Here is a 15,180-nt window from a genome sequence, read left to right as displayed (position 1 = left end):
GGCGCCGCGATGGCCGGAAGCCGGCGCACGAAACCTCCTTTTAAGGTCGCGCGCCTATGCCTTGGAGGGTCCTGCGTTGCTGTGGATTTGCACCGATGTCGTCTTCGAACCAGCCTCCGAGAATGGTGAACTTCCCCTCGCTCCTGGTTTCGGAGGATGAGGAGTACGCCACCCTCGAAAATCCGGGTCGCTCCACGGTGCACAGCTGGATCAACGCCGATTTCGTGCCCAGCTGGCTGCGGCCCTTCACCCTCGACCAGAACACTCGCTTCACCCGCACGCCAGACCACTTTCTGCGCCCGCCGGAGGAGCCCCAGGCCCAGCCCGAGCCCGAACCGCTGCCCAGCTACGGCACGGCGGGGGCCTCGTGGCACTTCCTGGAAATGCCGCTGGACGTCCAGGAAGATGCCTTGCCGGTGCCGAGCGTGAAGGCGGACATCGCGGCGCTGGAGCAGGCCTTCTCCGACCTTCCCGCCCTGCGCGCGACGCGCGAGAACGCCTGGCCGGACGCCGTGGACAGCATCCACGACAACGCCCCCGCCGCCGAGGGCTGGAGCGTGGACGAGAGCGGCGTGGAAACCGTGCTGTCCTGGCACGACGCGCCCATGCCCGAACACCCGGCCGGTGATTTCGACGGCGCGGCCAACGCCGGTGCCGAAGCCCCCGGCATCCCGTCGGCGACCGTCACGGAACAGCTTGAACCCACCGTCGCGGCCATCCCGGCGCCGGCGCTCATCGCGCCGCTGCCCTGCGCGTATGAGACCATCATCCTGGCGCCGGCCACCCCCCTCCCGGCGGCCGAAGCGCCGACCGACCCGGTGGCTTGGGCACCCGCGCCGATCCCCGACGGGGACGGGGCCGCCACCGACCGGGAGGCATTCTCCTCGCCGGAGAACCCCCCGATGGCCTGCGAATCGGAGAGCTTGCCTGCGATGCGCGCCACGGAGCCGGCCGAAGCCGAGGCGCCGTCCGCCCCCGTTTTCGCGCCCGCATCCGACGACACCGGGCTTGCCAGCGCGACCCCCATCGGAACAGACGCCCTGATCGCCGAGGCGACATCGCCCCTCCCGCAAGGGTGCGAAGCCGCGACGGCGGCCGCCGAAGTGGCGCCCAGCACCGTCCTGCCGCAAGCTGACGCGGCAGCGATGGAGATCGGCGAAAGCCATGCGCTGACGCCGCAGGACGCGCCCGCGACGGCGGCCGCTGCGTTCGACGGGGATGGCATCCCCGGACAGGTCGGCCCGATGCTCGGCGATACGCCCCTTATCCAGCATCCGGAGCGCGCGCCGGAGACCCCGGCGGTCGAGGAGGTCGTGTCGGCGGAGATGGCGTCGGGCGAACCATCCGCCACGGACATAGCCATGTACACCGCCACCGATGACACCACCGACGGCGCCGACGACACCCATTCCCTAACCGACAGTCTCGCCGAGAGCCTGGACGACACGCCGCTGGACGGCACCTTGGCGCAGCTTGCCGCCGCCGCCCTGGAGGATGCCACGGCCCGCCTGGAAGCGGCGGCGCCGCAGGTCCGTGCCGCGGCGGAAGATGTGGCACCGGCCCATCTGCGCCCGCTCACCCGGATGATCGTGGTGGGCCGCCTCGTCCTGCCACCGGTGCGGGAACAGGACCTCGCACCACGCGCGCCGGAGGCCCCGGCTGCGGAGGCGGACGCCGCCACCCGTGCGGCCAGCCAGATCAGCGCCCATTTCGCCTGGCAACCCTATCACCTGAGCATCAACAGCAGCTCGCCCGCCCAGGCGACGGCGGAAGAAGCGACGGGCGCGACCGTCGCAGACACGGTGTGCGCGGCCCTGCCCACGCGCCCGACGCCGCCGGAAGCCCCGGCGGCTGATGCCGCCGGCGCAACGGCGGATGTGGCGCACAACCCCTTCGCCTACCACCTGCCGCCCCTGGACCTGCTGCGTGAACCGCCCCAGCTGGAGCCCGATTTCGAGCTGTCCGAGGAATTCCTCGACCAGAGCTCGGCCATGCTCCAGCAGATCCTGCGCGACTTCGGCATCCGCGGCGAGGTGATCGACGCCAATCCCGGCCCGGTCGTCACCCTCTATGAGTTCGAGCCGGCGCCAGGCGTGAAATCCTCCCGCGTGATCGCCCTCGCCGCCGACATCGCCCGGTCCATGAGCGCGGTCTCGGCCCGCGTGGCGGTGGTGGAAGGGCGCAACGTGATCGGCATCGAATTGCCCAACCGCCGCCGCGACACGGTGTGGCTGCGCGAACTGCTGGCGTCCCAGGAGTTCGAGGAGGCGCGTTCCAAGCTGGGGCTGTGCCTCGGCAAGACCATCGGCGGCGTGCCGGTCATCACCGATCTCGCCCGCATGCCCCACCTCCTGGTGGCGGGCACCACCGGTTCCGGCAAGTCGGTGGCCATCAACACCATGATCCTGAGCCTGCTCTACCGGCACACGCCGGAGGCCTGCCGGCTCATCATGATCGACCCCAAGATGCTGGAACTCTCCGTCTACGAGGGTATCCCGCACCTGCTCACCCCAGTGGTGACGGACCCCAAGAAGGCCATCATCGCCCTGAAGTGGGCGGTGAAGGAGATGGAGGACCGCTATCGCAAGATGGCGCGGCTCGCCGTGCGCAACATCGACGGCTACAACGCCCGGATGGCCGAGGCGCGGGAAAAGGGCGAGGTCATCACCCGCCAGGTGCAGGTCGGCTTCGACAAGGAAAGCGGCGAAGCGCTCTATGAAGAGCAGCAGATGGACCTCTCCGCGCTGCCCTACATCGTCATCATCGTGGACGAGATGGCCGACCTGATGATGGTGGCCGGCAAGGAGATCGAAGGCGCCATCCAGCGCCTCGCCCAGATGGCCCGCGCCGCCGGCATCCACCTCGTGATGGCGACGCAACGCCCGTCGGTGGACGTCATTACCGGCACCATCAAGGCCAATTTCCCCACCCGCATCTCGTTCCAGGTCACCTCCAAGATCGACAGCCGCACCATCCTCGGCGAAATGGGCGCGGAAACCCTGCTGGGCCAGGGCGACATGCTGTTCATGGCCGGCGGCGGGCGTATCACCCGCGTGCACGGGCCGTTCGTCTCCGATCACGAGGTGGAGCATGTGGTTGCCTTCCTGAAGGCCCAGGGCGGACCGGAATACCTCGAGGACGTGGTACAGGACGAAGAGGCCGACGGCCCGTCCGGCGGCGACGACGCGGTGTTCGACAAGAGCGAGATGGGCGAGGGCGGCGGCGATCTCTACGATCAGGCGGTGGCCATCGTCCTGCGCGACCGCAAGGCCTCCACCTCCTACATCCAGCGCCGCCTGCAGGTGGGCTACAACAAGGCCGCGAGCCTCATGGAGCGCATGGAGAACGAGGGCATCGTGGGCCCGGCCAACCACGCCGGCAAACGGGACATCCTCTCCTTCGGCCGCGACCGCGACGACGAGCGCTGACCTTGAATCCGGCGCGCTCCCGGGCGCGCCGGATTCAAGGCGAAGTCACCGCCTCCAGGCGGCTCAGGATGGCCACCAGCTCGGTTTGCCGCCCGATGCCGAGCTTGATGAAGATCGACCGCAGATGGCTGCGCGCGGTCTCGTAGGAAATCCGCTGGGCATCGGCGATCTCGCGCAGCCGACCGCCCCGCCCGATGGCATCCGCGAGGCGGGCTTCGGCCGGCGTGAGACCCAGATCGCACAGGTGCTGGGTGAGGTTCGGCACGGACGCGCCGAGGTCGCGCACCAGCAGCATCGCGCCGCCGGCACCAAAGGTGATGACTTCAAGCGCCTCGCAGCGTGGGCGAACCGGCACCGCCTCCGCATAGAGCGCGGGTCGGCCGCTGGGCCGGCGGATCAAGACACCGCGGGCCGGCATCCCGCCGGAGCCCGGAAGCGCGGCGCCGATGGCGCGCTGAAGCCGCGCGTCATCCTGCGCATGGGCCGCCCGCGCGCGGCGCGCTGAAACCGTCAGGCCATCCCCGAGCAAGCGCTCCGCGACCGCATTCACATGGCGGACCGCCCCATCGCCATCGAGCAGCAGCACGCCCCAGGCCAAGCGGTCCACCGCATCGGCAAGATCGCTGGAGAGGCGGCGGGCTTCCACCAGCGTGGTGGTGATGGAAACAGCCCGCCCGATATGCGCGCTCAGCCGGGCCATGCGGGCGATCTCGTCCTGCTGGAAGCGCTCGCGTGCAAGCGGACGGTGAACGGCGACCGACACCAGCCGACCGTCACGGCCGCCGACCAAAGCGGCCAGGATCTCGCCAATGCCATGGCGCCACAGAAATTCCCGATAGAAGGGATCGCGTCGGACTTCCTCCTCGTTCATCACCATCCGGTCGCTGCCCGTCGTTCCGGGCCTCATTCCGCGCGCGACAATGCGCTGGCCGGGGGTGTCGTGGCGCCACCAGAGGCGCTCATAGTCCGCCTGAACATCCACCAGGTCAGGGGAGACCAGGGAGCGCATGACGGTGTCCATCCCAAGCGGCACCATCGAGGTGCCGACCGCGCCAAAGGCCCCGGACATCCGTTCCAGCGCCTGCGGCCACTGCTCCGGCTGGAGCGCCGCCCCGTAGAGCTGCTCGATCACCTCCAGAAGATCAATCTCCGCCATGTCCGTCCCCTTGCCTCGCAAGCATAAGACAGGCCCGCGGCAACCCAAAACGAAGGCCCGGCGCCGTCAAGGTGCGGGCGGCGCTGGTGCGGGCGCACGATCCCAGCTTCCGGCAAGCTCCATGTGCTTGCCTCCCAATAATCATGGCCATCCCAACAGAACGGCATTGTGCGTGCCGCGATCCTGGCCCAAGCCATGTTGTGCTGCGTTGAGGCGGGGGAATGCCATCGTGTTTTACGCTATTGTGACACTTCTTGGCATTTTCACCAGAGGACTGGGCCTTCGCATTGTCCTTTGCTTCCTGCCTCCGATCGTCGCCGCGTGGACATTTTTCATTCTCCACCTCGTCAATTTGTATCAATTCCATCCAGAATCGTTCACGCCGACATTAGTCTTCGGCTTGCTGGGCATCGCCATCGGCAGCGTCATCGTCTGCATCCTGATTCTGACCATCGTCCCGCCCCTGCGGCGGATCGTCGACATCACCTCCGCCCTGCAACGCGGACAGACGGATTTCACGATCCCCTACCAGTCGCGGAAGGACGAGATCGGCGATCTCGCGCGCTCTTTCGAGATCCTGCGCGAGGGCCTCATCAAGACGGCCCGGCTGGAGGCCACCAACCGGGCCGAAGCCGACGCCAAGATCGCCCACGGCAACAGGATCGCGACCCTCGCGCGCGATTTCGAGGCGGTCATCACCAGGGTCGTCAAAAGCCTGACCGGCGCGGCCACGGAACTTCAGACCAGCGCCGCCAGCATGCTCGCCACCTCGCAGCAGACCCAGCAGCGGAGCAATGTGGTGGCCTCCGCGTCACAGGACGCCTCCGCCAACGTGCAGGCCGTGGCCGGCGCCACCGAGGAGATGACCGTTTCCAGCCGCGAGATCGGGCGGCAGGTGTCCACCGCGTCGGACATGGCGGCCGCCGCCGTGGACGAGGCCAATCGCACCGGCACCGTGGTGGATCGCCTGGCCAAGGATGCCGAGAAGATCGGCTCGGTGGTGGAGCTGATCCGCGAGATCACCGAGCAAACGAACCTGCTGGCCCTCAATGCCACCATCGAGGCCGCGCGTGCCGGAGACGCGGGCAAGGGCTTCGCCGTGGTGGCGAGCGAGGTGAAATCCCTTGCCGGGCAGACCGCCAAGGCCACCGAGGACATCTCGGCGCAGATCGCCGACATCCAGAGCGCCACCTCCTCCACGGTGGCGGCGATCCGCGGCATCAGCCGGTCCATCGCCGACATCAGCGAAACCGCGGCGGCGGTGGCAAATTCCGCCCAGCAGCAGGTGACGGCAACGGTGGAAATCTCCGACAACGTCCAGCAGGCCGCCATCGGGACCGGCGAGATTTCCAGAAACATCGCCGGCGTGGCCGACGCCATCGACCAGACCAGCGCCGTGGCCGGCAGCGTGCTGTCCTCCGCCAACCGGCTGGCCGGCGAAGCCGACAACCTGCAAAAGGAAGTCAGCCAGTTCCTGCGTGCCCTCAACCAGGCCTGACCCGCCTTTCCCACCGACGCGCGCGCCGGGATCGCGGAGACGCACCACGCCAAGCGTACCGCACCAGGGCGGTCCGCGCCGGTTTCAAGCCAGCGCTTGAGGGCCCCCGCCGGTCCGAGGGAGCGGACGCCGGGAGGCCCGCGCGCCGGAGCACCATCGCGTGCTTGCGCCAATCGGCCCTGAGGGCGGCACGTGGCCCCTGGGTCAGGGCGGGTGCGGCGCCGGGGTGCAACCCGCCTGGCGCCGACCGGGGCCGGCTGCTTCAGGCGCCGAGATGGCGCAGCGCCTGCGCATGCAGCGCGGGCGACGCCGCCGCCACCACCTTTCCATCGGAGCCGAGGCCCAGCGGACGCCCCTGCCAATCGGTCATGACCCCGCCCGCATTCTCCACCACCGGCACCAGCGCCATGAAATCATAGGGCTGAAGCGAGGTCTCCACCACGAGGTCGCAATGGCCGGAGGCCAGCAGCCCGTATTGATAGCAATCGCCGCCGAAGCGACGCATGGCACCCTTGCGGCTCAGCGCGTCATAGAGCGCCCAATCGTCCGGAGTGAAGAAGTCCGGCGATGTGGTGTAGATCCGCGCATCCTCCAGCGCCCCGCAGCCACTCACCCGGGCGGGTTCCCCATTGAAGGTGGTGCGGCCCGGCACCCCGACCCAACGCTCGCCAAGGGCGGGCACCTCGATGACCCCCACCTGCGGCTCCCCCCTCCGCGCGAAGGCGATGAGGGCCCCGAACAGGGGCATGCCGGTGATGAAGCTCTTGGTGCCGTCGATGGGATCGACCACCCACAGATGATCGTCGCCGCGGGTCAGGCCCGCCTCTTCGCCGAGGATGGCGTGTCCGGGAAAGCGCGCCGTGATCGCCGCGCGCAGCGCCGCCTCGATCGCCTTGTCGGCAATGGTCACCGGACTCTCGTCCGCCTTGCGCTCGAAGGCGGTGGTCTTGCGGAAGTGCGCGCGGGCCAGCGTCCGCGCCGTGTCGGCAAGCTCGGCGGCGAAGGCCGCGACCAGATCCGCATCCATATCGGTCATTGAATTCCCTCTCTGCGCGGGACGCCGGAGGATCCGCCCGCGGCCGGCAGCCCGGCTTTCTCCGGGCACCGTGCAACCACCCCCAAAAACCTCCATTTGCCACACAAAGCAATATTTGTTTGTGGATTTTCGTTGACTTTGACGCGCTCCAACGGGAATCATGTGGGGGTTCGCGGGCTCCAGCACCGTGCGCCGCCTCGTGAGCGCGCAGCCCGCCAGGGACCATTTCAGGGGATCTTCATGGCTGAGTTTCCGACCCAGGCCCAGGTCGTCATCGTCGGCGGCGGCATCATCGGCACGTCGACCGCCTATCACCTCGCCAAGCTGGGCTATAAGGACACGGTGCTCATCGAGCGCCACAAGCTCACCTCCGGCTCGACCTTTCATGCGGCCGGCCTCGTCGGGCAGTTGCGCTCCAATGCCAACATCACCCAGCTGCTGGGTGAATCGGTGAAGATCTACCAGACCCTGGAGCAGGAAACCGGGCTAGCCACCGGCTGGAAGATGAATGGCGGCCTGCGCCTCGCCTGCAACGCGGAACGCTGGACCGAGGTGAAGCGCCAGGCCACCACCGCCCGCTCGTTCGGCCTCGAAATGCACCTGCTGACCCCCAGGGAAGCCCAGGAGCTGTGGCCGCTCATGGACATCTCGGACGTGGTGGGCGCCGCCTTCCTGCCCACCGATGGCCAGGCCAACCCCTCCGACATCACCGGCTCCCTCGCCAAGGGCGCACGCATGAACGGGGCCCGCATCTTCGAGGATACGGAGGTCACCGGCTTCAAGGTGGAGGGCGGTCGCGTCACCGTGGTGGAAACCAGCCGCGGCCCGATCGCCTGCGAGATCGTGGTGAACTGCGCCGGCCAATGGGCCCGCGAGGTGGGCGCCATGGTGGGGGTCAACGTGCCCCTGGTCTCGGTGGAGCACCAATACATGGTGACCGAGCGCATCGCCGGCGTCACCTCCAACCTGCCGACCCTGCGCGATCCCGACCGCCTCACCTATTACAAGGAGGAAGTGGGCGGCCTCGTCATGGGCGGCTACGAGCCGAACCCGATCCCGTGGGCCGTTGGCGGCTTTCCGGAGAAGTTCAACTTCCAGCTCCTCCAGTCCAATTTCGATCATTTCGAGCAGCTCATGGAGCTGGCTCTGGGCCGCGTGCCCGCGCTCCAGACCGCCGGCATCAAGCAGCTCATCAACGGCCCCGAGAGCTTCACCCCGGACGGCAACTTCATCCTCGGGCAGGCGCCGGAACTCACCGGCTTCTATGTGGGCGCCGGCTTCAACGCCTTCGGCATCGCCTCCGGCGGCGGCGCGGGCAAGGTCCTGGCGGAATGGATCGTCGGCGGCGAGCCGCCCTATGACCTCTCGCCGGTGGACATTCTGCGCTTCGGCCGCAACCACCAGGACGTGAACTGGGTGCGCGCGCGGACGCTCGAAGCCTATTCCAAGCATTACACCATCGCCTGGCCCCACGAGGAGCATAAGAGCGGGCGCCCGCTGCGCCGCTCGCCCCTCTACGACCGGCTGAAGGCCCAGGGCGCCGTGTTCGGCGAAAAGCTCGGCTGGGAGCGCCCCAACTGGTTCGCCGCCGAAGGCGAAGACGCCAGCGACCATTACACCTTCGGCCGTCCCAACTGGACCGACGCGGTGGCCCGCGAGCACCAGGCGACCCGCGAGGGCGTCACCGTGTTCGACCAGACCTCGTTCGCCAAGTTCATGCTGATCGGCAAGGACGCCGAGGCGGCGCTCTCCTTCGTCAGCGCCGGCGACATGACCCGGCCCGTGGGCAGCCTCACCTATGCGCCCATGTTGAACGCCCGCGGCGGCATCGAGTGCGACCTCACGGTGGGGCGGTTGTCTACGACCGCTTATTACATCGTCGCCGGCACCGGCGCCGCCACCAAGGACTTCGACTGGCTGAAGCGCCACCTGCCGCAAGCGCTCGATGCCCACCTCATGGACGTCTCGTCCATGTATTCGGTGCTGTCGCTGATGGGGCCCAACGCCCGCAAGGTATTGGAAAAGCTCACCCGCGACGACGTCTCCAACGCCGGCTTTCCGTTCGCCACCCTGCGCACCATCAATCTGGCGGGCGCCCCGGTGATGGCGCTGCGCCTCACCTTCGTGGGCGAACTGGGGTGGGAGCTGCACATTCCGGTGGAATTCGCCGCCACCGTCTATGATGCCCTGATGGCGGCCGGCGCCGAATTCGGCATCCGCAATGCCGGCTATCGGGCCATCGAGACCTTGCGGCTGGAGAAGGGCTATTGGGCCTCGGGCTCGGACATCGGCCCCGACCACACCCCGTTCGAGAGCGGCCTCGGCTGGGCCATCAAGCTGGACGGGCATGCCCCGTTCATCGGCCGCGAAGCCCTGGAGCAGAAGAGGGCCGCGCCGCTCCGGAAGCGCCTCGCCGGCTTCACCGTGGACGACCCGAGCGTGGTGCTGCTTGGCCGCGAGACCCTCTATCGCGATGGCGAGCGGGTCGGCTGGCTGTCCTCGGGCGGCTTCGGCCACACCATCGGCAAGCCCATCGGCTACGGCTATGTGCGCCAGCCGGAGACCGGGCTCGACGACGCCTTCGTGCTGTCGGGACACTATGAGCTCGATGTGGGAACGGTTCGGGTGCCCGCCAAGGTGCATCTGGCGCCCCTCTACGACCCCGACATGAAGAAGATTCTGGCCTGACCGGCCAACGACCTCGCGGAAGCCGCAGCCCCTCCGGCCGTGGCTTCCGCCTGCCCCGATCCCCGCCATCGATCAACAAAGGAGGCTCAACCCGGTGCTTTCAAAATAGTCACAGAAAGCCACAAATTCGCGCAGGCAGGTTGGAAAAAAACAAAATATGCTCCACTTCATTCCTGACACGAATTGAAATTTCTGTTGAGTGAACGGCTTCGGAGTAAGCCGCCGATAAACTTCCAAAGGGGTTCCGCATGCTTCACACTCTGTCTCGCATCGCCCTCGCGGGCGTCGTCTCCATGGCGGTCAGCACGGCCAACGCCGCGCCCGAATCCAAGGATCCCATCAAGATCACTCTCAACGACTGGACCGGCGAGCTCCTCAGCGCCCACATCATGGGCGAGATTCTGAAGAAGGCCGGCTACAACGTGGAATATGTGCCGGCGGATTATCTTGCCCAATTCTCGGGCATGGGCACCGGCGATCTGACGGTTGCGCCCGAAGTGTGGGCCACCACCGCCCAGGAGGCCCTTGACGCTGCGGTGAAGACCGGCGGCGTGGAGAATGTGGGCTCCTCCGGCATGGAAGCCCGCGAGGATTGGTGGTTTCCCGAATACATGAAGGAAAAGTGCCCGGGCCTGCCCGATTGGAAGGCCCTGAAGAAGTGCGGCGCGGCCTTCGCCACCCCCGACACCGCGCCCAAGGGGCGCTATCTGGGCGGCCCGTCCACCTGGGGCGGCTATGACGAGGAGCGCGTGGAGGCCCTGGGCCTGCCGTTCGAGGTGATCCACGCCGGCACCGACGCCGCCATGTTCGCCGAGCTGAAGAGCGCCTACGAGCGCAAGGCCCCGATCATCCTGTGGATCTACACCCCCCACTGGGCGCCCATCAAGTACAAGGGCGAGTTCGTGGAGTTCCCGGCCTATGAGGCGGCCTGCTACGAAGATCCGGCCTGGGGCGTGAACAAGGAAATGAAGTACGACTGCGCCAAGCCGCGCGGCCCGATCTGGAAGGCGGTGTGGTCCGGCATGCAGAAGAAGTGGCCCGGCGCCTACGAAATCATCAAGGAATACAAGTTCGACAACCAGACCATGGGTGAGCTTGCCGCCCGCGTGGACATCGAGGGCCAGAAGGTGGAAGACGTGGCGGCGGACTGGGTGAGTAAGAACGAGCCCACCTGGAAGCCCTGGGTGAAGCCGTGACCGCGGCCTGAAGGGCGCTCCCTTGTCCTGAAACCAAGACCGCACCCGGGAGGAGACCGCTCCGCCCGGGTGCGTGCGCCGCCCCCTTCGTTTCCAAGGCCACACAGCCATGAGCCATCCCGTTCTCGCCTGTCGCGACGTCGCCAAGCTCTATGGGGCGAAAGCCCGGAAGTTCGTCGTCGACGGACGCCTTTCAGCCGATGCCGCCACCCTGGCCGAAGCGGGCGTCACCGCCGCCGTGCGCGATGTCAATCTTGAGATCCAGCGCGGGCAGACCTTCGTCATCATGGGCCTGTCGGGCTCGGGCAAATCCACGCTGGTGCGCTGCCTGTCGGGCCTCACCGCGCCCACCGCCGGCGCCGTGCTGTTCGAAGGGCGCGATCTGTTCAAATATTCCGAGAGCGAGCTGATCCAGATCCGCCGCCACCAGATGGGCATGGTGTTCCAGCATTTCGCGCTGCTGCCCCATCTCAACGTGCTGCAGAACGTGGCGTTCCCGCTGGAGGTCCAGGGCCGCACCCGCGCCGAGCGCGAGGCCAAGGCCCACCAGATGATCGAGCTCGTGGGCCTCAAGGGCCGCGAGGCCCGCTTCCCGAGCGAATTGTCGGGCGGCCAGCAGCAGCGCGTGGGCATCGCCCGCTCGCTCGCCGCCGATCCCGATCTGTGGTTCCTGGACGAGCCCTTTTCGGCCCTCGACCCCCTCATCCGCCGCGAGATGCAGGACGAGGTGCTGCGCCTGCAAGGCATGCTCAAGAAGACCATCGTCTTCATCACCCACGATTTCGACGAGGCGGCGCGCATCGCCGACCGCATCGCCATCATGAAGGACGGCAAGGTGGAGCAGATCGGCTCGGCGGAAGAGCTCGTGCTCACCCCCGCCACCGACTATGTGCGCGCCTTCACCCGCGAGGCGCCGCGCGCCAAGATCCTCACCGCCCGCGCCGTCATGCGCCCGGCCCCGGCCGACGCGCGGTTCGCCGGTCTGATCGATGCGCGCGCCCGCATCGCCGCCTTCGCCCATCAGGTGGAATCCACGGACGCGGTCTATGGGGTGGTGGACAACGGCCGCATCCTCGGCGCCATCGACCGGCTCGCCATGATCGATGTGCTCGTGGGCCGCGAGCCCCGGAGCGTGGCCGCATGACCATGGCGACCACCCAAGCGACCCGCCAAGCTACCCGCCAAGCGACCCACCAAGACGCCCGCCAGAACGCCCCCGAGCAGGCGCCCCCCGCCGCGCCCTTCCGCTGGCGCCGGCTGGTGTGGCCCGCGGTGGCGGTGCTCACCGCGGTGGTAGTGATGCTGCCGGCCGACCTGTTGCCGGCCTGGGCCGTGAAATATCCCGCGGCGTGGCACCTGCCGCTTGCGGCGTGGATCTCCGATGTCATGAAATGGTTGATGAACAGCGCCTCATTCGGCCTGTTCACGGTGCGCGACCTCACCCGCGCCCTCTCGGCCGTGCTCAACATTCCGCTCACCATGGCCAAGGCCATCTTCGCCACCGGCGTGATGCAGGGCGAAGGCTCGCAGGCGGTGCAGCTATTCCCGCCGATCCCCTGGTTCTCCCTGGTGATCGCGGCCACCACGGTCTCCTATGCCATCGGCGGGCTGCGGCTCGCGCTCGGCATGGCGCTCGGCCTTGCCTATCTCGCCGTGTTCGGCCAGTGGACCAGCGCCATGGTCACCTTCGCCTCGGTGCTGGTGTCGTCGATCATCGGCGCCATCGGCGGCCTGTTGCTGGGGCTCGCCTGCGTGCGCTCGCGCACCCTGGAGCGGCTGATCTCGCCTTTGCTGGACGTGGCGCAGACCATGCCGGTGTTCGCCTATCTCCTGCCCATGCTGATCCTGTTCGGCTTCGGGCCGGTGTCGGCCATGATCGCCACCATCATCTATGCGGTGCCGCCCATGGTGCGCATCACCATCGTCGCCATCCGCGCGGTGCCGGAGGAGATCGAGGCGCTGGGCCGCATGACCGGCTGCACCCGCCACCAGATCACCTGGAAAATGCTGGTGCCCTCCGCCATGCCCGCGCTCATGGTGGGCGTGAACCAGGTGATCATGCTGTCCCTCAACGTGGTCATCATCGCCTCCATGATCGGCGCCGGCGGCCTCGGCTGGGACGTGCTGGCGGCGCTACGGCGGCTCGACATCGGCGGCGGCCTGGAAGCCGGCCTCGCCATCACGGTGCTCGCCATCCTGCTCGACCGCTTCGCCCAGGCGCTCGCCTTCAACGCCCGGCGCAACCGGCGGGCCGAGCACAGCCGGCGGCGGGTGCGGCACGCGGTCTATGCCGCGCTGGTGCTGGCGGCGGCCGGCTGGCTCGCGGCGGCCCATTGGCCCACCATCGCGCCTTATCCGGAGGGCTGGCGGCTGTCCACGGCGCCGTTCTGGGGCGATCTCGTGTCCTGGATCAACATCAATTTCAACGGCCCCCTCGATGCGGTGAAAACCTTCATCCTGCTCAATATCCTGGCGCCGGTGAAGCAGTTCATGCTGGCCCTGCCGTGGCCCTGGGTGGTGGCGGTGACGGCCCTTGCCGGCTACTGGCTCGGGGGCGTGCGGCTCGCGCTCACGGTGGGCCTCATGTGCGCCTTCATGGCGGTGGTGGGGCTGTGGCCGGCAACCATGATCACGGTCTATCTGTGCGGCGTGGCGGTGATGATCTCGGTGCTGATCGGCGTGCCCGTGGGCATCGCCTGCGCCCAGCGCCCGGCGCTGCGGACCGTGGTGGAATGGATCATCGACACCCTGCAGACGCTGCCGGCGTTCGTGTACCTCATCCCCATCGTGATGCTGTTCCGGGTCGGCGACTTTACCGCCCTGATCGCGATCGTGCTCTACGCCATCGCGCCCGCCATCCGCTACACCGCCCACGGCGTGGCGCAGGTGTCGCCCCACCTGATCGAGGCGGGCGTCATGAGCGGCTGCACGCGACGGCAGATCCTCACCCGCATCCGGCTGCCGCTGGCGGTGCCCGACATGCTGCTGGGCCTCAACCAGACCATTCTCCTGGCCCTCTCCATGCTGGTCATCACCGCTTTGGTGGGCACCCGCGACCTCGGCCAGGTGACCTATGCCGCCCTCGCCAAGGCCGACGTGGGCCTGGGCCTGGTGGCGGGCCTTTCGGTGGCCTTCATCGGCATGATCGCCGACCGGCTGATTGCCGCCGGCAGCGCCCGGCTGAAGGCCCGCAACGGACATTGAGAACCGGCAGGGAACACGCATGAGCAGCAACGCCGCGGACCGCGTCCGCGCCCTGTCCTTCTGGGGCGGACCGGTCGATCCTCAGCCGCTTGGTGGCGGCATCACCAATTCGAACTTCCTGGTGGAGGACGGACCCCGCAAATATGTGGTCCGCCTCGGCGCCGACATTCCGCTGCACAATGTGATGCGCTTCAACGAGCGCGCCGCGGCGCTGGCGGCGGAGGCGGCCGGCGTCTCCCCCGCCTTGCGCTATTTCGAGCCCGGCCTCATCGTCATCGACTTCATCGAGGGGCGCACCTTCAGTGAAAGCGACGTGCGCGCGAACCTGCCGCGCGTGGTGGATCTGGTGAAGCGCAGCCATCGCGAGGTGACGCGCCACATCCGTGGCCCGGCGCTCGCCTTCTGGACCTTCCATGTGCTGCGCAACTATCTGGCGGCGCTGGCGGACCGGCGCCACCGCTTGGCCGCCGGTCTGTCCCGCCTCGCGCAGGTGACCGAACGCCTGGAGGCGGTGGCCGGCCCGACCGAGATCGTATACGGCCACAACGACCTGCTGCCGGCCAATTTCATCGACGACGGCACGCGGCTGTGGCTGATCGACTGGGACTACGGCGGCTTCAACACGCCCCTGTTCGACCTCGGCAACCTCGCCTCCAACAACGAGTTCGACCTCGCCCAGCGCCGGGAGCTGCTGCGCCTCTACTACGAGCGCGAGCCCGACGACGCCTTGCGCCTCAAGTTCCAGGCCCTTTTTGTCGCGTCCCTGCTGCGCGAAAGCCTGTGGAGCATGATTTCGGAACTCGAGTCGCAGATCGCGTTCGACTACCGCGCCTATACCACCACCAACCTCATCCGCTTCGAGCGCGCCCTCGCGGATTTCGAGGCGATGATCCGCTGAGAACCGGCGGCGCGCCGGCCCCGCACCAGGGGGCCGGACCGCCCGCATATGCGCCAACGGTCACCGCCGGAGCCAT

At 68.0% G+C, this 15,180-nt stretch carries 9 protein-coding genes; 7 read left to right on the top strand and 2 right to left on the bottom strand.

The annotated features are described in order from the left end of the window. The first annotated feature begins 95 nt into the window (after positions 1 to 95). The gene (locus HUW53_RS06365) at positions 96 to 3,428 is read left to right on the top strand and encodes a DNA translocase FtsK (RefSeq protein ID WP_307499643.1); all 3,333 of its coding nucleotides are present in this window, start codon (positions 96 to 98) and stop codon (positions 3,426 to 3,428) included. Positions 3,429 to 3,462: 34 nt separating this feature from the next. Here HUW53_RS06365 and HUW53_RS06360 read toward each other — a convergent pair whose 3' ends face one another. Further along, positions 3,463 to 4,584: a helix-turn-helix transcriptional regulator gene (locus HUW53_RS06360; RefSeq protein ID WP_237344912.1), complete on the bottom strand. Its 1,122-nt coding sequence runs from the start codon at positions 4,582 to 4,584 to the stop codon at positions 3,463 to 3,465. Between the two features lie 400 nt (positions 4,585 to 4,984). Here HUW53_RS06360 and HUW53_RS06355 point away from each other — a divergent pair, with 400 nt between their 5' ends. After that, a complete protein-coding gene (locus HUW53_RS06355; protein ID WP_237344911.1) occupies positions 4,985 to 6,082 on the top strand; it encodes a methyl-accepting chemotaxis protein in 1,098 nt (365 codons plus the stop codon). Positions 6,083 to 6,344: 262 nt separating this feature from the next. Here the strand turns inward: HUW53_RS06355 and hisN are convergent, their stop codons facing one another. Further along, positions 6,345 to 7,118 (bottom strand): histidinol-phosphatase, encoded by a 774-nt coding sequence (gene hisN / locus HUW53_RS06350; RefSeq protein WP_237344910.1) that lies wholly within the window; start codon positions 7,116 to 7,118, stop codon positions 6,345 to 6,347. 240 nt (positions 7,119 to 7,358) lie between these two features. Here hisN and HUW53_RS06345 point away from each other — a divergent pair, with 240 nt between their 5' ends. The 5 genes from HUW53_RS06345 (at position 7,359) to HUW53_RS06325 (ending at position 15,104) form a co-directional block, all read left to right on the top strand. After that, positions 7,359 to 9,806 carry a GcvT family protein gene (locus HUW53_RS06345; protein ID WP_237344909.1) on the top strand — a complete coding sequence of 816 codons (2,448 nt, stop codon included), beginning with the start codon at positions 7,359 to 7,361 and terminating at the stop codon, positions 9,804 to 9,806. A gap of 248 nt (positions 9,807 to 10,054) precedes the next feature. After that, complete coding sequence (locus HUW53_RS06340; RefSeq protein WP_237344908.1) at positions 10,055 to 11,002, top strand: ABC transporter substrate-binding protein; 948 nt, start codon at positions 10,055 to 10,057, stop codon at positions 11,000 to 11,002. A 109-nt stretch (positions 11,003 to 11,111) separates the two neighbouring features. Then, the gene (locus tag HUW53_RS06335) at positions 11,112 to 12,146 is read left to right on the top strand and encodes a quaternary amine ABC transporter ATP-binding protein (protein WP_237344907.1); all 1,035 of its coding nucleotides are present in this window, start codon (positions 11,112 to 11,114) and stop codon (positions 12,144 to 12,146) included. Continuing rightward, positions 12,143 to 14,206, top strand: coding sequence for an ABC transporter permease (locus tag HUW53_RS06330; protein WP_237344906.1), 2,064 nt, complete (start codon positions 12,143 to 12,145; stop codon positions 14,204 to 14,206). Before HUW53_RS06335 ends, HUW53_RS06330 begins: the two co-directional genes overlap by 4 nt. Positions 14,207 to 14,225: 19 nt before the next feature. Then, positions 14,226 to 15,104, top strand: coding sequence for a phosphotransferase (locus tag HUW53_RS06325; RefSeq protein WP_237344905.1), 879 nt, complete (start codon positions 14,226 to 14,228; stop codon positions 15,102 to 15,104). Positions 15,105 to 15,180: the final 76 nt, after the last annotated feature.

It is taken from the genome of Xanthobacter agilis, from assembly GCF_021730435.1.
Classification (GTDB): Bacteria; Pseudomonadota; Alphaproteobacteria; order Rhizobiales; family Xanthobacteraceae; genus Xanthobacter; species Xanthobacter agilis.
The sequence above is the reverse complement of the archived record's forward strand: the minus strand, read 5'-3'. Positions and strand labels throughout refer to the sequence as shown.